This is a genomic window from Tessaracoccus terricola, assembly GCF_054776555.1.
On record NZ_BAAHBS010000007.1, the window covers coordinates 235517 to 253679 of the forward strand.

Sequence of the window (18163 nt, forward strand, 5' to 3'; positions counted from 1 at the left end):
GCCGGGTCGGTATCGCGTCGGACGTCATTCGTCGTCCGGAACGCGTCGTCAGGCCTTCGCATGTGCGGAGGCCTTTTGGTTTTTCCCAGCACCACCATCTAATCCCTGGAGGACACATCAGCACTGAACCGCGCATCAACGATCGCATCCGAGTACCAGAAGTCCGGCTCGTCGGCCCGAACGGCGAGCAGGTCGGCATCGTGCGCGTCGAGGACGCACTGCGTCTGGCGGCGGAGAACGATCTCGATCTGGTTGAAGTGGCACCGCAGGCACGACCGCCGGTGTGCAAGTTGATGGACTACGGCAAGTTCAAGTACGAGGCGGCGCAGAAGGCACGCGACGCCCGCAAGAACCAGACCAACACCATCACCAAGGAAATGAAGCTCCGCCTCAAGATCGACCAGCACGACTACGAGACCAAGAAGGGTCACGTCGTGCGGTTCCTCAAGGGCGGCGACAAGGTGAAGATCACCATCATGTTCCGTGGCCGCGAGCAGTCGCGCCCGGAGCTCGGAATCGACCTGCTGAAGCGCCTCGCGGACGACGTGGTCGAGTTCGGCTACGTCGAGTCTGCCCCCAAGCAGGACGGCCGCAACATGCTGATGGTGCTCGGCCCCACCAAGAAGAAGACCGAGGCCAAGGTCGAGCAGGCAGCGGACCGTGATCGTCGCATCGCGGAGCGCAAGGCCAACGCCGCGGCCGAGAAGTCGGAGGAGGCGGAGCTGCGTGCAGCCTCGCAGCCGAACAAGCCGACGAAGAAGAAGCGTGGTCCCGCAGACAACATGGACCCAGACATCGACCTGTGACGGGGTCGAGACCAACCGGAGAGAAAGCGAGACACACATGCCGAAGATGAAGACGCATTCGGGTGCCAAGAAGCGATTCAAGGTCACCGGAACCGGCAAGCTCATGCACCGCCAGGCCAACCTCGGGCACCTCAACGCCCACAAGTCCTCGACGCGCCTGCGTCGCCTGAAGGGCAACAAGGAGATGGCTGCGGCCGACGTCGCACAGGCCAAGAAGCTGCTCGGTACCCACAAGGGCCGCTGAACCACACCCGAACCCGCCGGGTGTGCAATCCGGCCCGCACGAAGGAGTAAGACATGGCACGCGTCAAGCGTTCTGTGAATGCGCAGAAGAAGCGCCGCGAGATTCTCGAACTGGCCTCGGGCTACCGCGGCCAGCGTTCCCGCCTGTACCGCAAGGCCAAGGAGCAGGTCCTCCACTCGATGACCTACTCCTACCGCGATCGTCGCGCCAAGAAGGGCGACTTCCGCAGCCTGTGGATCCAGCGCATCAACGCTGCGGCCCGCGCCGAGGGCATCACCTACAACCGTTTCATGAACGGTCTGAAGAACGCCGGCGTCGAGGTTGACCGCAAGATGCTCGCCGAGCTCGCCGTCAACGACACCGCCGCCTTCCAGGCACTCGTGGTCATCGCCAAGGACAACCAGTCCGAAGCTGCCGCTGCCTGAGGTGAACCGACCCACTGAACCGAACGCAGTGCCCGACCTCCCGGTCGGTGCGCTGCGTTCGTTTCGTCGGCTCACCAGCCGACGTGGCCGCGACCTCGCGGACCGCTTCCTCGTCGAGGGAAGACAGGCGGTCCGCGAGGCCCTTCGCATGCCCGGCGTGGTGCTGGAGGTCGTCGTCGACGACCCGGAACGCCACCAGGACCTGCTCGCCGGCCACGAGGCCACCGTCTGGCACGCCACCGAGGCGCAGATGCGCCAGCTCAGCGACACCGTCACCCCCCAGGGGATCGTGGCGGTTTGCCGACGCCTCAGCCACCGCCTCGAGGACCTCGCGGACGCGAGGCTCGTGGTGATCTGCGCCCAGGTGCGGGACCCCGGCAACGCCGGCACCGTCATCCGCTGCGCGGACGCCTTCGGGGCCGACGGCGTGATCCTGACCACCGGATCCGTCGAGATCCACAACCCCAAGACCGTGCGCTCCACCGTCGGCAGCCTCTTCCACCTCCCGATCGTCACCGGGCTCGGCCTCGCCGAGGCCGTCGCCCACGTGAAGGCCATGGGGATGCAGGTGCTTGCCGCCGATGGCGGTGGGGACGAACTCGACCTGCTCGCCGCTGCCGGTGAACTCGCCGGACCCACCGCGTGGATCATGGGCAACGAGGCATGGGGACTGCCCGCCGAGGACGCCGAACTGGCGGACCGGGTGGTGGCCGTGCCAATGTGGGGATCCGCCGAGAGCCTTAACCTTTCCAGTGCAGCGGCGATCTGCCTCTACCAGACCGCCTCGGCCCAGCGCCGGGGCAACAACGCTTGACCCAACAGTGAGGAGTGCCCATGTCCGGGCCGAATGACAACTTCGATCCGAAGCGGGTGGCCGCGCTGGAGCCCGACGTCGTCAATGGTTTCGTCGAGGCCGCCCTCGCAGCAGTCGCCGCGGCGGGCACCAGCGCGGAGTTGAAGCAGGTCCGGATCGAGCACGTCGGCGAGCGCGCGCCCCTGGCCCTCGCCAACCGTGAGATCGGCGCCCTGCCGCCCGCCGCCCGCAAGGAAGCAGGCGCCCGTGTCGGCAAGGCCCGCGGCCAGGTGAACCAGGCCATCGCCGCCCGCCAGGAGGAACTGGCGGCCGCGGAACTCGCGCAGGCCCTCGTGACCGAACGCGTGGACATGACCCTCCCGGTGGACCTCGGCCCCCAAGGTGCCGTCCACCCCATCAGCGCGCTCATCGACGAGATGTGCGACGTGTTCGTAGCCCTCGGCTGGGAGGTGGCCGAAGGCCCCGAACTCGAGGCCGAGTGGTACAACTTCGACGCCCTCAACCTCGGACCGGACCACCCGGCCCGGGGCGAACAGGACACCCTCTGGGTGGAACCGGCCTCCGCCGGCAAGCTGCTTCGCACCCAGACCTCGCCCGTGCAGATCCGGGCGCTGCTCGAGCGGGACGTCCCCCTCTACGTCGTCAGTCCCGGAAAGGTGTTCCGCGCCGACGAGTACGACGCCACCCACCTGCCCGTGTTCCACCAGCTGGAGGGCCTCGTCGTCGACAAGGGCATCTCCATGGCGGACCTGCGCGGCACGCTGGACCACTTCGCGAAGGCGATGTTCGGCGACGTCACCACCCGGATGCGTCCCCACTACTTCCCGTTCACCGAGCCCTCGGCCGAGGTGGACCTGCAGTGCTTCGTCTGCCACGGCGAATCCGTGGGCAACCCCGAGCGTCCCTGCCGCACCTGCCGCAGCGAGGGTTGGATCGAGTGGGGCGGCTGCGGCGTCGTGAACCCGCGCGTGCTGGCCGCGTGCGGCATCGACACCGACGTCTACTCGGGCTTCGCCTTCGGCATGGGCGTGGACCGCACCGTCATGTTCCGCAACAACGCCCCCGACCTGCGCGACTTCGTCGAGGGCGACATCCGATTCAGCCGTTCCCTGCTTGGAGGTGCCCGATGAAGGCCCCGCTGTCCTGGCTCCGCGACCTGGTCGCACTTCCCGAAGGCACTGACACCGCCGCCATCGCGGACCGGTTCACCAACCTCGGCCTCACGGTGGAGCACGTCACCACCACCGGCCCCGACATCACGGGACCGCTCGTGGTGGGCAGGGTGCTGTCCTTCGACGACGAGCCCCAGAAGAACGGCAAGGTCATCCGGTACTGCCGCGTCGACGTCGGCGACGGCCACAACGACCCGGCCACCGAGGAGTACCCGGCCTCCCGCGGCATCGTCTGCGGTGCCCACAACTTCGCCGTCGGCGACCTCGTGGTCGTCGTCCTGCCCGGGGCCGTGCTGCCCGGCGGGTTCGAGATCTCCGCCCGCAAGACCTACGGCCACATCTCCGACGGCATGATCTGCTCGGACCTCGAGCTCGGCCTCGGCGAGGACCACGACGGCATCCGCGTGCTGGACCCGGCCCTCGGGGCGGAGGTCGGAGACGACGTCCTGCAGCTGCTGTGGACCGAGGACGAGGTCCTCGAGATCGACGTCACCCCCGACCTGAGCCACGGCCTGTCCATGCGTGGCCTGGCGCGCGAGGCCGCAGTGGCGGCCGGCGTCGGCTTCGAGGACCCGTACTCCACCCCGATGCCGGAGAACTCGGACGCCGGCTACCCGGTGGTGCTCGAGTCCGAGCGTGCCGTCAACTTCGTCGCGCTCACCATCGAGGGCTTCGACCCGGCCGCCGCGTCCCCCAAGTTCATGGTGGACCGGCTGCTGGCCAGCGGGGTGCGTTCCATCTCGCTGCCCGTCGACGTCACCAACTACGTGATGCTCGAGTCGGGCCAGCCGCTGCACGCCTACGACGCCGCCCGGCTGCAGGGACCCATCCGGGTCCGCCAGGCCCGAGACGGCGAGAAGCTGCGCACCCTCGACGGCGTCCTGCGCGAGCTGGTGGCCGATGACCTGCTCATCACCGACGACTCCGGCCCCATCGGTCTGGCGGGGGTCATGGGCGGCGCCGACACCGAGGTGACCGAGGACACCACCGCCATCGTCCTGGAGGCCGCCCACTTCGACGGCCCGAGCGTGTCCCGGACCTTCCGCCGCCACGGACTGTTCTCGGAGGCCTCCAAGCGCTTCGAGCGCCTCGTGGACCCGGCTGTCCCGTACGCGGCGGCCCGCCGAGCCGCCGAACTGCTCGTGGCGCACGGGGGCGGCACGGTCCGCGAGGAGTACACCCTCGTCGGCCGCGTGCCCGCCAGGCACCGCCTCAACCTGCGCTCCGGGCTGATCCCAGCCATCCTCGGCGCCGACGTCGAGGTCACCGACTCCATCCGCATCCTGCAGGCCAACGGGCTGGGCGTCACCGCACTCGGCGACTCACTGAGCCTCGAGGTGCCGACCTGGCGCCCCGACCTGCGCGACCCGTACGACATCGTGGAGGAGGTGGGCCGCAAGTTCGGCTACGACGAGATCGGCAAGACGATGCCCACACCGCCCCCGGGCGGCGGGCTCACCCGTCGGCAGAAGGGGCGCCGGCGCGTTTCAGCTGCAGTCACGGCACTCGGGTTCACCGAGGTCCTCAGCCTGCCGTTCGTCTCCGCCGAGGACATCGACCGGCTCGGTCTGGCGCAGGATGACCCGCGTCGCTGCCTGGTGCGGCTCGCCAACCCCCTCGACGACACCCAGCCGTTCCTGCGCACCAGCCTGCTGCCCGGCCTGTTCAAGGCAGTCGCGAAGAACACCTCGCGCAGCAACGACGACCTGGCCCTGTTCGAGCGCGGCTCCGGCTACTTCGACTTCGGCACCCCCGACGCCCCGCGCCCGAGCCTCGCGCACCGCCCCACCGACGAGGAACTCGCGGCCCTCGAGGCAGCCCTGCCCACCCAGCCGGAAACCCTCGCAGCCGTGGTGACCGGCAACTGGGTGGCCGCAGGGTGGAACGGCGCGGCCGTTCCTGCGGACTGGCGCCACGTCGTCGCGTTCGCGGAGACCGCCGCCGCGGCCGTGGGGCTGCGGTTGACCCGGGTGAACGACGACTCCGCCATGCCCTGGCACCCCGGCCGCTGCGCCCGGTTGCTGGCGGGTGACCAGACCCTCGGTTTCGCCGGTGAGCTGCACCCGGACGTCATCAAGGCCTACGGGCTGCCCGCGCGCACCTGCGCCGTCGAGTTCAACCTCGGCGACCTGCTGGCCGCGGCCCCGGAGGGTGGCGCCATCTCCGCCATCTCCGGGTTCCCTGTGGCCAAGGAGGACGTGGCGCTGGTCGTGGACGAGGCCGTGGCGGCCGCCGACGTGCAGGCGGCCCTGGTGGAGGGTGCCGGCGGACTGCTGGAGTCCGTGGTGCTGTTCGACGTCTACCACGGTGACCAGATCCCCGACGGCAAGAAGTCCCTCGCCTTCGCGATGCGGTTCCGCGCGGACCGGACGCTGAAGGACGCCGAGGCAGCGGAGGCCCGCAACGCGGCTGTCGCCGTCGCCGCGGAACGCTTCGGAGCCGTCCAGCGCGCCTGAGACCGGCTTCCGGCCTCAGTACACGATCCGATTGGCTATCGTGGCGCCCGTGAGCACCAACAGCGAGACGGGTACGGCCGACATCGGACACCAGGCGGCGCTCGCCGACGGTGACGTGGTCCGGGTGATGGGGCACCAGGAGGTTCTGGACGTCGTCACGGACCCGGAGCGCTACTCCAGCGACACCTCCCGGTTCCTGCAGGTGCCCAACGGTCTGGACGGTGCCGAGCACCGCAAGTTCCGAAAGGTCCTGGACGTCTACTTCACGCCGGAGCGGATGGCGGTGCTCGAGCCGGCTGCCCGCGAGGTTGCCCGCCGGATCGTGGCCGAGCTGCCGCGGGGCGAGGCCGTGGACTTCACCCGTGACCTCGGCACCCGCTACGCAGTCCAGGTGATGATGGCCTGGCTGGGATGGCCCCACGAGCTGGAGGGTGAGCTCGTCGAATGGGTCTTCGAGAACGCCGCCGCCACCCGCTCCCGGGAGCTGGAACGCACGGCTGCAGCGGCGGAGCACTTCGACGACATCATCGGCCGGGTGCTCGCACCCCGCCTGAACCGCCGCGACGAGCACCCCCGCGACGTCACCGACGAACTGTTGCGCGACCGGGTGGACGGCCGGCTCCTGACCCGTCCGGAGCTGGTCTCCGTGTTGCGGAACTGGACCGGCGGGGACCTGGGCTCGATGGCGCTGTGCATCGGGGTGATCGGCCACCAGCTGGCTGCCTCGGAGGAGATCGAGGCCGACGTGCGGTCCCGCCGCAACGACCCCGAAGGCCTCGCGGCCGCCCTGGACGAACTGCTGCGCATCGACGACCCGTTCGTCAGCAACCGCCGCAAGGCCACCGTCGACACCGAGGTGGCGGGGTGCCCCGTGCACGTGGGGCAGCGGGTGCTCGTGGACTGGACCAACGCCAACCGGGACCCGCGCGTGTTCGAGGACCCCGACCGCTACGAGCCGGAGAAGCACTCCCAGCTGAACCTGGTCTACGGAGCCGGACCCCACGTGTGCCCCGGACGGCCGTTGGCCACCCTCGAACTGCGCGTCCTGTTCGAGGAACTGATCGACGCCACCACGGACTTCTCCCACGACCCCGAGTCGCGGGGCCTGCGGGCGCAGCGCCCGCTGGGCGGCTGGTCGGTCTCTCCCGTCGTCCTGACCTGAGACGGAGCCGCATAGGATGCTCCGGTGACCACCATCACCCGTTTCGAGCAACCTGCCTCCCTCGATGCACCCGACGCCTGGGTGCTGCACGCAGAGGCCGAGTTCTGGGCGGACGTGCTGCGGGAGAAGGTGGGCTCGGCGGACCTCGCCGAGACGGTGCCGCTCCTGTACTCCTACGGTGCCAGCCCCCAGTACTCCCGGGTGATCCGGCTGGCCGCGAGCGATGGCCCCGGGCCGGTGGGGGTCGAGGACTGCACCGGCGTGGCCGTCGTGCACCTGCCCACGGCGGACAACCTGGACGTCGCCGAGGTCAGTTGGGTGGTCCGTCGGGGCCGCCTCAGCGAGGGGATCGGCACGGCGCTCCACGAGGCCGCACTGGAGGTGGGGCGCGAGCACGGCCGGGACAAGTTCTGGGCCTTCACGGCCGAGCCGCCGGAGCTTCCCGCGGGCACCCCCACCGTCGCGGCACACAGCGGGCAGGGTGCCGTGGACGCCACCTCTCGCGAGACGCGCTTCCTCGTGGACCGCGGCTGGCGCCTCAACCAGGTGGAGCGCACCGCGATGCTGGTGCTGCCGTCGGCCGAGGACCGGGTGCGAGAGCGTGACCGAGTTCGCGCGCTCACGAACCCGGCATACGAGTGCGTCACGTTCGCCGGCCCCGTGCCGGAGGAGCTCCTGGAGCCGCTGGCGGTGCTGAACACCCACATGAGCACCGACGTGCCCACCGGCGAGGTGGAGATGGTCGAGGTCTGGGACGCCGACCGGGTCAGGGTGATGGGCGACGAGCTGGCGCTCGCAGACCGGGAGCAGCTCGTGACGCTGGTCCGGGAGGTCGCCACCGGCGATTTCGTCGGGTTCACGAGGTTCCTGAAGGACCGCTCCGTGGCGGAACTCGCACACCAGTGGGAGACCTTGGTCATCAAGGGCCACCGCGGCCATGGCCTGGGGATGCTGGCCAAGGTCACCAACCACGCGGCCCTCGCGACGACGTGGCCCAGCGTTGCGCGGGTCTCGACGGGCAACGCCGTCGAGAACCGGCACATGCTGGCCATCAACGACGCCCTGGGGTTCGAGCCCCACGGCTGCGAGGGGTTCTGGGTGAGGGACGATGGCGCTCACACCTGAGGCCATCGTCGACGCCGCCCTGACGATCCTCGACGAGTTCGGCCTGGCGGACCTGAGCATGCGGCGGGTCGCGGGCGCCCTCGACGTCAAGGCGGGGGCGCTGTACTGGCACTTCCCCAACAAGCAGTCCCTGCTGGCCGCCGTCGCCGACGAGGTGCTCGCGGACCTCGAGTACGAGGCCCCAGGCGTCGGCTGGGAGGAGTGGCTGTCGGCCTGGGCCGAACGACTGCGGGGACTTCTCCTCGCGCACCGGGACGCGGCCGAGCTCGTGGCCTCGGCGGGCGCGATGGGGCTCGGGCGGGTCGACCCGTGCGCGGCCGGACGGGCCGTGCTGGAGGCCGCCGGTCTGCCCGCGGACACGGCGGACGCGACCATGCAGGCGTTCCTGCACTTCGTGCTCGGCCACGTCACGGAGGAGCAGACCCAGACGCAGCTCGTCGCGCTGGGCGTGCTGGAGTCGGCCGATGCCGAGCGGTCCGCGCGCCACTTCGCGAGGGGAGTGGCCCTGCTGGTGGCTGGGACGCGATCACTGCGCTGAGCTTGGAATACTTATTCGATTCATGGCATAGTTTTCCGCATGAGCTACAAGGTCGCTGTCGCCGGGTGCACCGGATACGCAGGAGGAGAGGTGCTGCGCCTGCTGCTGCAGCACCCCGAGGTCGAGATCGGAGCCCTCACGGGCAACTCCAGCGTCGGTGACCTACTGGGCACGCACCAACCTCACCTCGCCCCGCTGGCCGACCGGGTGGTGGTGGAGACCTCCGCTGAGAACCTCTCCGGTCACGACGTCGTGTTCCTGGCCCTGCCGCACGGCAAGTCCGCCGCCGTGGCCGAGCAACTCGGTGACGAAGTGCTCGTGATCGACGCCGGCGCCGACTTCCGGCTCACCGACTCGGCCGACTGGGAGAAGTTCTACGGCTCCCCGCACGCCGGCACCTGGCCCTACGGCCTGCCGGAACTGCCGGGGCAGCGGGAGAAGCTGGCCGGCGCCAAGCGGGTGGCCGTCCCCGGCTGCTACCCGACGGCGGCGACGCTCGCGCTGCTGCCCGCCGTCGCCGCGGGCCTGGTGGACGCGTCGCAGGTGGTCGTGGTGGCCGCCAGCGGCACCTCGGGCGCGGGCAAGTCACTCAAGCCGAACCTGCTGGCCTCCGAGGCCGCCGGCAACACCAGCGCCTACGGCGTCGGCGGCGTCCACCGCCACACCCCCGAGATGGTGCAGAACCTGTCCCTGGTGACCGACCAGCCGGTGAACGTCAGCTTCACGCCGATGCTGGTGCCGATGCCGCGCGGCATCCTCGCCACCTGCAGCGCCCCGATCGCAGACGGCGTGACGGTGGCCGACGCCCGCGCCGCCTATGCGCAGGCCTACGCCGACGAACCGTTCGTGGACCTCCTGCCGGAGGGGACCTGGCCGCAGACGGCCGCCGTCGTCGGCAGCAACCGCGTCACGGTGCAGGTGAGCGTCGACGAGGCCGCCGGGCGCCTGGTGGCGATCTCGGCCGAGGACAACCTCACCAAGGGCACCGCCGGTGGTGCCGTCCAGTCCATGAACCTCGCCCTCGGCCTCCCCGAGACCATGGGCCTTCCCACGATCGGAGTCGCACCGTGAGCGTCACCACACCCAAGGGCTTCACCGCTGCCGGCGTCGCCGCGGGCATCAAGGCCAGCGGCAACGCCGACCTCGCCGTAGTCGTCAACCAGGGACCGAGGCAGGCGGCTGCCGGCGTCTTCACCCGCAACCGGGTGCAGGCAGCACCCGTGAAGTGGTCGCGGCAGGCCGTCGAGGACGGCGAGCTCGCCGCCGTCGTCCTCAACTCGGGCGGCGCCAACGCGTGCACCGGCCCCGACGGGTTCGCGGACTCCGCGCGCATGGCGGCCGAGACCGCCGCCGCGCTGCAGGTGCCCGCCGACAACGTGGCCGTGTGCTCCACCGGGCTGATCGGAACCCGGCTGCCGATGGCCGCCGTCACCGCCGGCATCAACGCGGCCTGCGGTTCCCTCAGCGCAGATGGGGGCGCCGACGCGGCCCGCGCCATCATGACCACCGACACCGTCCACAAGCAGGCCGGGATCACCCGTGACGGCTGGAGCGTCGGCGGCATGGCCAAGGGGGCAGGCATGCTCGCGCCCGGCCTGGCCACCATGCTCGTGGTGCTGACCACTGACGCAGACGTGCCCGCCACGGAACTCGACACGGCACTGCGCGAGGCCTGCAGACTCTCCTTCGACCGGGCCGACTCAGACGGCTGCATGTCCACCAACGACACCGTGATCGTGATGGCATCCGGCGCCTCGGGGCAGCGCCCCGGGACCGAGGAGTTCACGGCTGCTCTCACCGGCCTTTGCCAGGACCTGGCCCGTCAGCTGATCGCCGACGCCGAGGGCGCCGCCCACGAGATCACGATCGAGGTCACCGGGGCGGCCAGCGAGCAGGACGCGGAGGACGTCGGGCGCGAGATCGCACGCAGCAACCTGTTCAAGTGCGCCGTGTTCGGAAACGACCCGAACTGGGGCAGGGTGCTCTCGGCGATCGGGGTCACCGACGCGGAGTTCGACCCGGACCGGCTCGACGTCTCCTTCAACGGCGTCCAGGTCTGCATCGGTGGCCAGATCGGGCAGGACCGATCCCTGGTGGACCTCACCGGCCGGCAGGTGCACGTGCTGGTGGACCTGAACGCGGGGGACCAGGCCGCCACCATCCTCACCAACGACCTCACGTATGACTACGTGAAGGAGAACGCGGAGTACTCCTCATGAGCCAGACCACCACGCAGGACCAACTGCTGGTCAAGGCGAACACCCTGATCGAGGCGCTGCCCTGGCTCGCCGAGTTCGCCGGGGAGACCGTCGTCATCAAGTACGGCGGCAACGCAATGATCGACGAGGACCTCAAGCGTGCCTTCGCCGAGGACATCGTGTTCCTGCGTCGGGTGGGACTCAAGCCCGTCGTCGTGCACGGCGGCGGCCCGCAGATCTCCTCCATGCTCGGCCGGCTGGGGATCGACTCGGAGTTCCGGGGCGGGCTGCGCGTCACCACCGCCGAGGCGATGGACGTCGTGCGCATGGTGCTGGTCGGCCAGGTCGGGCGCGAGCTGGTGGGCCTGATCAACGCCCACGCACCGTTCGCCGTCGGGATGTCCGGCGAGGACGGCGGCCTGCTGCACGCGCGGCGCCGCGGTCTGGTCGTCGACGAGGAGGAGGTGGACCTCGGCCTGGTGGGCGACGTCGCCTCCGTGGACCCCGCCGCGGTCCAGGACCTGATCGACGCGGGCCGCATCCCCGTGGTGGCCACCGTCGCGCCCGGACCCGACGGGCAGGTCTACAACGTGAACGCGGACACCGCAGCCTCGGCCATCGCCGTCGCGCTCGGCGCCAAGCGGCTCGTGATGCTGACCGACGTGGCCGGGCTGTACGCGAACTACCCCGACGAGTCCTCGATCATCAGCTCCATCAGCGCCGACGAGGTGGAGCAGCTGCTGCCCAGCCTCGAGTCCGGGATGGTGCCCAAGATGGAGGCCTGCCTGCGCGCCGTCGACGGGGGAGTCACCTCCGCCACCATCATCGACGGGCGCGTCCCGCACTGCCTCCTGCTGGAGGTCTTCACCGACGAGGGCATCGGAACCATGGTCACCGCAAGGGAGAACTCATGACCAACCAGGAACTGCTCAACCGCTACGAAGCCGTGATGATGAACGCCTTCGGCACCCCGAAGCGCGCCTTCGTCAGCGGCGACGGCATCCATCTCACCGACGCCGACGGCAAGACCTACGTGGACCTGCTCGCCGGGATCGCGGTCAACGCCCTCGGGCACAACCACCCCCGGGTGGTCGCGGCCATCACCTCGCAGCTGCACACCCTCGGGCACGTGTCCAACTTCTTCGCCACCGAGGGCCAGGTGCGGCTCGCCGAGCGGCTCGCAGCGGCCGCGTCGGACACGGGTGACGCCCGGGTGTTCTTCGCGAACTCGGGTGCCGAGGCCAACGAGGCGGCGTTCAAGCTGACCAGGCTGACCGGGCGCACCAAGATCGTGGCGATGGAGGGCTCCTTCCACGGCCGCACCATCGGGTCGCTGGCCGTCACGCACACCGCGAAGTACCGCGAGCCGTTCGAGCCGTTGCCCGGCGACGTGGTGTTCGTCCCGTTCGGGGACGTCGCAGCGCTCGAGGCCGCCGTCGACGACACCACCGCCGCCGTGGTCCTGGAACCGATCCAGGGCGAGGCGGGCGTGCTGCCGGCCCCGGAGGGTTTCGTGGCCGAGGCCCGGCGCATCACGTCCGAGCACGGGGCGCTGCTGTGGGTCGACGAGGTCCAGACGGGCATCGGACGCGCCGGTGAACTGTTGGTGCACAGGGCCGACGGGGTGAGCGCGGACATCGTGACCCTCGCCAAGGGCTTGGCCAACGGGTTCCCGATCGGTGCCTGCATCGCCGTGGGCGCGGCCGGGAAGCTCCTCACCCCCGGACTGCACGGCTCCACCTTCGGCGGCAACCCGGTGGCGGCCGCCGCGGCGAACGCCGTGCTGGACGAACTCGAGGCCGGCGTGCTGGACAACGCCCGCGAGGTGGGCCAGTGGTTCGCCGACGCCGTCGAGGCCCTGGACGAGCCGCTGGTCAGCCACGTCAGGGGTCGCGGCCTGCTGCGCGGCATCGTCCTCAACGAGCCGATCGCTGCTGCCGCCGTGGACGCCGCCCTGGAGGCGGGCTGGGTGGCGAACGCGCCCCGACCGGACGTCATCCGGATCGCGCCTGCCCTGGTCATCACAGCCGAGGAACTGACGGCCTTCGTCGAAGCGTTGCCGGAGTTCCTCGCCCGGGCCCGTGGCTGAGGTCTCCCGCTCCGCGCGGCTCTCGCTGCTGCGAGGGCTGCTGGAGCAGGCCCGCTTCACCTCGCAGCAGGAACTGAGCCAGGAACTGGCCGCCGACGGGGTCAGGGCCAGCCAGTCCACGCTGAGCAAGGACCTCGTCGCACTGGGGGCCATGCGCCGCCGGGCCGACGACGGCAGCCTCGTCTACGCGTTGGGGGACGACGCCGAACCGCACGGCGCGGCGCTGGCCAAGCTCGCCCGTCTCTGCAGCGAGATGCTGCAGACCATCAGGTCCACGGGCAACCAGATCGTGCTGCGCACCCCGCCCGGGGCCGCACAGTACTTCGCCGCCACCATGGACGGCGTCCGGCTCCCGGGCGTCATGGGAACCATCGCCGGTGACGACACGGTGCTCGTCATCACCACCACGGCGGCCGCCACCGAGAAGCTCGTCTCGAGCCTCTCGGACATGACACGCACAGGCAAACCACAACCGGAGGAGATCAAGTGAGCGGAACAGACCAGGGCAGGCTCTGGGGAGGCCGGTTCGCCGGCGGCCCCAGCGACGCACTGTTCGCACTGAGCAAGTCCACCCAGTTCGACTGGCGACTGGCGCTCCACGACATCGCGGGATCGCGCGCGCACGCCAAGGCGTTGCTCGCGGCCGGGCTGCTCACCGAGCAGGAGGCGTCGGACATGGATGCCGGGCTGGCCGAGCTCGCCCGCAGGGTGGAGACCGGGGAGTTCGGCCCGGAGCCCACCGACGAGGACGTCCACGGTGCCCTCGAACGCGGCCTGAAGGAGGTGGTCGGGGCGGAACTGGGAGGCCGGTTGCGGGCGGGCCGCTCCCGCAACGACCAGATCGCCACCCTGATCCGTTCCTACCTGCGAACCGAGATCCGGCTCATCGCCCAGGACCTCGACGGCGTGCTCGACGCGCTCGCACAGCAGGCCGGTGACCACATGGGGGCTGTCATGCCGGGCCGCACCCACCTCCAGTCCGCCCAGCCCGTGCTGCTCAGCCACCACCTGCTGGCCCACGCCTGGCCGCTGACACGCGACATCGACCGGCTCCGGGACCTGGACCGGCGGCTGTCGGTCAGCCCGTACGGCTCGGCAGCCCTGGCTGGCACCTCGCTCGGGCTGGACCCGGAGCTCGTGGCCCGTGAACTCGGTTTCGAGGCCTCGGCGCCGAACTCCCTGGACGGCACGTCCGCACGCGACCTCGTCACGGAGGCGGCTTTCGTGCTCGCGCAGGTGGGGGTGGACCTTTCGCGACTCAGCGAGGACGTCATCATCTGGTGCACCGCCGAGTTCGGCTTCGCCAAGCTGCACGACTCCTGGTCCACGGGCAGCTCGATCATGCCGCAGAAGAAGAACCCAGACGTCGCCGAGCTGGCCCGCGGCAAGGCAGGACGGTTGATCGGCAACCTGACCGGTCTGCTGGCCACGTTCAAGGGGCTGCCCCTGGCCTACAACCGCGACATCCAGGAGGACAAGGAACCCATCTTCGACGGGCTGGACCAGCTGCACGTCCTGATCCCCGCCGTCGCCGGCATGGTGGGCACCCTCACCTTCGACACGGAGCGGATGGCGGCGGTGACGCCGATGGGCTTCTCCCTCGCCACCGACGTGGCCGACCACCTCGTCCGCGAGCGGGTCCCCTTCGCCGTCGCCCACGAGGTGGCGGGGGAGACGGTCCAGTACTGCGAGGACAATGGCATCACCCTGCAGGAGCTGACCGCGGCGGACCTGCCGAAGATCTCCGAACACCTCGACGAAGGGGTGCTGGCGGTGCTGACCGTCGCCGGGTCCGTGGCGTCCCGCAACGGGCGTGGCGGGACGGCCCCGGACCGGGTGGCCGAGCAGCTCGCCGAACTCCAGTCCGTCCGCGGTGAACTCTCGGCTTGGGCGGCCACGGGGCCGGCGATAGGCTGACCCGCGTGAATGCACTACTTGACGACCTCAACTGGCGGGGGCTGATCGCCCAGTCGACCGATCCGGAGGCCCTGGCGGCCCACCTGGACGAGGGGCCCGTCAAGTTCTATGTCGGTTTCGACCCGACCGCGCAGAGCCTCCACATCGGACACCTGGTCCAGTTGCTGCTCGCGCAGCGACTGCAGCGCGCCGGGCACCTGCCGCACATGCTGGTGGGCGGCGCCACCGGTTTGATCGGGGACCCGAAGGAGACCGGCGAGCGGGTCATGAACACCACCGAGGTGGTGGCCGGCTGGGTGGAGCGCATCCGCGCCCAGGTGGAACGGTTCGTCTCCTTCGAGGGGCCCGCCGCTGCCACCATGGTCAACAACTTCGACTGGACCGGGGGGATGAACGTCCTCGAGTTCCTGCGCGACGTCGGCAAGCACTTCCCGGTCAACCGGATGCTGGCACGCGACGTGGTGGCCCGCCGCCTGGAGGAGGGCATCTCCTACACGGAGTTCTCCTACGTGCTGCTGCAGTCGCTGGACTTCCGAGAGCTGCGCCGCCGCCACGGGGTGACGCTGCAGTTCGGTGGCAGCGACCAGTGGGGCAACATCACCGCCGGGGTCGAGTTCATCCGACGCAGTGACCAGGAGCGGGCGCACGCAGTCGCGACGCCATTGGTCACCAAGGCCGACGGCACCAAGTTCGGCAAGACCGAGGGTGGCGCCGTCTGGCTCGACCCGGAGCTCACGAGCCCCTACGCCTTCCACCAGTTCTTCCTGAACGCCGAGGATGCCAAGGTGGTGGACTACCTGAAGGTGTTCACCATGCGTACCCGGGAGGAGATCGAGGAGCTCGAGCGCGCCACCGAGGCCGAGCCGTACAAGCGTGCGGCCCAGCGGGCCCTCGCCGACGACGTCACGGACCTGGTGCACGGCGTCGCCGAGCGCGAGGCCGCGGTGAACGCCGCCGCAGCGCTGTTCGGCCGCTCCGAACTCTCGGAGCTCCCGGCCCAGACCCTCGCAGGTGTGATGCGCGAGGTGGGATCGGTGGAGGTCTCCGGTGAGGTCAGCGTCACCGACGCCCTCGTCGCGGCCGGCCTCGTCGACTCCCGCTCCGCCGCCCGCCGCGCCGTGGCGGAGGGCGGGGCCTACGTCAACAACGAGAAGGTTGCCGACGCTGACCTGGTCCTCGGCCCGGATCACCGGTTGGCGGACAAGTACGTGGTGCTGCGCCGCGGTCGCAAGACCGTCGGGGGTGTGCACTTCGCCTGAAGGGGGGAGGCCTCAACGCTCGCTGAGGCCTTCCACTCCCAGCGAGAGCACCGTCGTGCGCGTGCGCGCTGCCGACTCACGCAGTTGTTTCCCGTCCCAGCTGCCGGCGGCCAGGGCATCGCTGACGATGAGCACCCGTGCCGGGGCGTCGGCCCGGTGCTTGGTGATCATCGTCGGGGCGAACTCCCCGGTGGTGGAGCTGAAGCCGCCGTCGGGTTGCTCGACGAAGGTGAAGGTGGCCAGGTATCCGTCGTAGGTCCACGGCTGGGCGGGACTGCTCTGGGCCATCAGGTTGCCCGCGCCGTAGGCCACCCACTTCCCGTTGGAGCGGGTGATGGGTTGCACCACGTGGGCGTGCTGCCCGATCACGAGGTCCACGTCGTCGGAGGCGGTCATGGCGTCGGCGAAATCCAGCTGCTGGCGGTTGGGGGTGCTCTCGTACTCGGTGCCGGCATGCATGTGGACGACGACGATGTCCGCCCCAGCCGTTCGGGCCCGCGCCGCCTGGGACAAGGTGTCCTCGACGTCCAGCAGCGAGACTGACCAGGGTGCTTCTGACGGCAACGCGATCCCGTTGGTCCCATACGTGCTGCTGACCACCGCCACCTCCACGCCAGAGGTGGTCCGGAACATGGTGGGGGTGGCACGGTCCTCGGCCGAGGTGTAGGTGCCGGCGGTCAGGATGCCCTGTGCGTTGTGCACTTCGATTGTCCGCACCAGACCGTCGAAGCCCGCGTCCAGGGAGTGGTTCGACGCCGTGGTGCACACGTCCCAGCCGATCTCGGCCAGCGCCGGCGCGATCTCCTGGGGTGCCTTGAACATCGGGTAGTTGCCGTAGGGGCCGCCGGCTTCCGCGAAGGGAACCTCCGAGTGGCAGATCGCCAGGTCTGCCGAGCCCACGTAGTCGCCCAGCGCCGCCAGCTGTGGGACGAAGTCCATCGCGCCGCCCCCATCGATCCTCGCCGACTCCCACAGTGAGTTGTGCCACAAGAGGTCACCGGAGAAGTTGATCGTCACCGTGCGCAACTGCGTCGGTGAGGCAGCGGCAGTGCCCGCCGGGTGAGTTGTCGGCGTCGGGTCCGGGGCCACTGGCGTGGGAACGGGGACGGATTGCGAGTCCGACGCGGTGGGTGAGGCCACCGGGGAAGTGAACACTGTGGGTGGGGCAGAAGTGGGCTCCGGGACCGGCTCTGGGGAGCCTTCTCCGACAGGGGCCGGTGCACAGGCGGTGAGGGCCAACACTGTGGCGGTGAGCCACCGCCACGGGGTCATCCTGCTCCGGCCGGCCATGCCCCAAGCGTGCCACGGCCCCGAGAGGAACGGTCCCCGGGCCCCGATTTGCGTGTGCGCCGGGGCGTGTGTAGAGTATTCAACGCTTCGAGGTGACCCGGACGCCCACAAGGCGGCCGAACCAGGAGCCCCAACCACCTACTACGACTCGGGATGAGTGTGCGTTCGCTGAGAACCCGCTCAAGATCCCGGGGAGTGACTGGTGCGGCGAGGAGTGGAATTCATTTCCTCTTCCAGCCATGGGAAATGGACCGAATGGTCCTCGACACAACTCAATGAATGGTGGCCAGAAAGTCGTTTTGACGAATTGCTGGAAATCTGAGTAGAGTAAGTCGAGTCGCCTCAACGAGGTGACGAACTCCGGAACCGGGGCCGATTTGATTCGGAGCGGGACAGGGAGTAAGGTTGAAAGGCCGACAGGGAGACCTGGAGGACGGAAAACCAAAACAACTCAACAAGGCTCTCGGGCCGGCAGCGCAAGTTGCGGAACCGAGTAAAGTCGAGTAGAGTTGATCGAGTTGCCCCAAGCCACAGCAGCGGTAGTTGTGAGGCGCGGGACGCACCCGAAACTTGAGAACTCAACAGCGTGCTTAAAGTCAATGCCAACTACACATAGTGTGGTTATTTATATGCACATTTGCCAGCAGCTTTGGTTGTTGGTGTGCGTT

At 69.7% G+C, this 18163-nt stretch carries 17 protein-coding genes; 16 read left to right on the forward strand and 1 reads right to left on the reverse strand.

Annotated elements, in window-relative coordinates; genetic code table 11:
- Positions 1–101 precede the first annotated feature (101 nt).
- The 16 genes from infC to tyrS are packed head-to-tail and all read left to right on the forward strand — an operon-like array spanning position 102 to position 16205.
- On the forward strand, positions 102–806 hold the full coding sequence (gene infC / locus ACYU7G_RS17065; RefSeq protein ID WP_461110049.1) for a translation initiation factor IF-3: 705 nt from the start codon (positions 102–104) through the stop codon (positions 804–806).
- 37 nt (positions 807–843) lie between these two features.
- Positions 844–1050: a 50S ribosomal protein L35 gene (gene rpmI, locus ACYU7G_RS17070; protein ID WP_461110025.1), complete on the forward strand. Its 207-nt coding sequence runs from the start codon at positions 844–846 to the stop codon at positions 1048–1050.
- A 53-nt stretch (positions 1051–1103) separates the two neighbouring features.
- On the forward strand, positions 1104–1475 hold the full coding sequence (gene rplT, locus ACYU7G_RS17075) for a 50S ribosomal protein L20 (protein WP_461110026.1): 372 nt from the start codon (positions 1104–1106) through the stop codon (positions 1473–1475).
- Positions 1476–1503: 28 nt separating this feature from the next.
- Complete coding sequence (locus ACYU7G_RS17080) at positions 1504–2289, forward strand: TrmH family RNA methyltransferase (protein WP_461110027.1); 786 nt, start codon at positions 1504–1506, stop codon at positions 2287–2289.
- Positions 2290–2309: 20 nt separating this feature from the next.
- A complete protein-coding gene (pheS, locus tag ACYU7G_RS17085) occupies positions 2310–3419 on the forward strand; it encodes a phenylalanine--tRNA ligase subunit alpha (protein ID WP_461110028.1) in 1110 nt (369 codons plus the stop codon).
- Positions 3416–5917, forward strand: a complete 2502-nt coding sequence (pheT, locus tag ACYU7G_RS17090) for a phenylalanine--tRNA ligase subunit beta (RefSeq protein ID WP_461110029.1) — start codon at positions 3416–3418, stop codon at positions 5915–5917. Before pheS ends, pheT begins: the two co-directional genes overlap by 4 nt.
- 49 nt (positions 5918–5966) lie before the next feature.
- Complete coding sequence (locus ACYU7G_RS17095) at positions 5967–7079, forward strand: cytochrome P450 (protein WP_461110030.1); 1113 nt, start codon at positions 5967–5969, stop codon at positions 7077–7079.
- A gap of 24 nt (positions 7080–7103) precedes the next feature.
- On the forward strand, positions 7104–8204 hold the full coding sequence (locus tag ACYU7G_RS17100) for a hypothetical protein (RefSeq protein ID WP_461110031.1): 1101 nt from the start codon (positions 7104–7106) through the stop codon (positions 8202–8204).
- Positions 8188–8742, forward strand: a complete 555-nt coding sequence (locus ACYU7G_RS17105) for a TetR family transcriptional regulator (RefSeq protein WP_461110032.1) — start codon at positions 8188–8190, stop codon at positions 8740–8742. Before ACYU7G_RS17100 ends, ACYU7G_RS17105 begins: the two co-directional genes overlap by 17 nt.
- Before the next feature lie 39 nt (positions 8743–8781).
- The gene (gene argC, locus ACYU7G_RS17110; protein WP_461110033.1) at positions 8782–9813 is read left to right on the forward strand and encodes an N-acetyl-gamma-glutamyl-phosphate reductase; all 1032 of its coding nucleotides are present in this window, start codon (positions 8782–8784) and stop codon (positions 9811–9813) included.
- The gene (argJ, locus tag ACYU7G_RS17115; protein ID WP_461110034.1) at positions 9810–10961 is read left to right on the forward strand and encodes a bifunctional glutamate N-acetyltransferase/amino-acid acetyltransferase ArgJ; all 1152 of its coding nucleotides are present in this window, start codon (positions 9810–9812) and stop codon (positions 10959–10961) included. The genes argC and argJ overlap by 4 nt, the downstream gene beginning before the upstream one ends.
- Entirely contained in the window at positions 10958–11854 is an 897-nt protein-coding gene (gene argB, locus ACYU7G_RS17120) for an acetylglutamate kinase (protein ID WP_461110035.1), read from the forward strand. Before argJ ends, argB begins: the two co-directional genes overlap by 4 nt.
- Positions 11851–13029 (forward strand): acetylornithine transaminase, encoded by a 1179-nt coding sequence (locus ACYU7G_RS17125; RefSeq protein WP_461110036.1) that lies wholly within the window; start codon positions 11851–11853, stop codon positions 13027–13029. Before argB ends, ACYU7G_RS17125 begins: the two co-directional genes overlap by 4 nt.
- Positions 13022–13519: an arginine repressor gene (locus tag ACYU7G_RS17130; RefSeq protein ID WP_461110037.1), complete on the forward strand. Its 498-nt coding sequence runs from the start codon at positions 13022–13024 to the stop codon at positions 13517–13519. The genes ACYU7G_RS17125 and ACYU7G_RS17130 overlap by 8 nt, the downstream gene beginning before the upstream one ends.
- Positions 13516–14946, forward strand: a complete 1431-nt coding sequence (gene argH / locus ACYU7G_RS17135) for an argininosuccinate lyase (protein WP_461110038.1) — start codon at positions 13516–13518, stop codon at positions 14944–14946. Before ACYU7G_RS17130 ends, argH begins: the two co-directional genes overlap by 4 nt.
- A gap of 5 nt (positions 14947–14951) precedes the next feature.
- Positions 14952–16205, forward strand: coding sequence for a tyrosine--tRNA ligase (gene tyrS, locus ACYU7G_RS17140; RefSeq protein WP_461110039.1), 1254 nt, complete (start codon positions 14952–14954; stop codon positions 16203–16205).
- A 12-nt stretch (positions 16206–16217) separates the two neighbouring features.
- On the opposite strand, the gene ACYU7G_RS17145 is transcribed toward tyrS, so the two are convergent.
- A complete protein-coding gene (locus tag ACYU7G_RS17145) occupies positions 16218–17222 on the reverse strand; it encodes a CapA family protein (protein WP_461110040.1) in 1005 nt (334 codons plus the stop codon).
- Positions 17223–18163 lie beyond the last annotated feature (941 nt).

Bases quoted from the DNA above. Each gene is read 5' to 3' on its own strand.
- rpmI (WP_461110025.1), top strand. From the start codon at position 844: ATGCCGAAGATGAAGACGCATTCGGGTGCCAAGAAGCGATTCAAGGTC.
- rplT (WP_461110026.1), top strand. From the start codon at position 1,104: ATGGCACGCGTCAAGCGTTCTGTGAATGCGCAGAAGAAGCGCCGCGAG.
- pheS (WP_461110028.1), top strand. From the start codon at position 2,310: ATGTCCGGGCCGAATGACAACTTCGATCCGAAGCGGGTGGCCGCGCTG.
- pheT (WP_461110029.1), top strand. From the start codon at position 3,416: ATGAAGGCCCCGCTGTCCTGGCTCCGCGACCTGGTCGCACTTCCCGAA.
- ACYU7G_RS17105 (WP_461110032.1), top strand. From the start codon at position 8,188: ATGGCGCTCACACCTGAGGCCATCGTCGACGCCGCCCTGACGATCCTC.
- argC (WP_461110033.1), top strand. From the start codon at position 8,782: ATGAGCTACAAGGTCGCTGTCGCCGGGTGCACCGGATACGCAGGAGGA.
- argB (WP_461110035.1), top strand. From the start codon at position 10,958: ATGAGCCAGACCACCACGCAGGACCAACTGCTGGTCAAGGCGAACACC.
- ACYU7G_RS17125 (WP_461110036.1), top strand. From the start codon at position 11,851: ATGACCAACCAGGAACTGCTCAACCGCTACGAAGCCGTGATGATGAAC.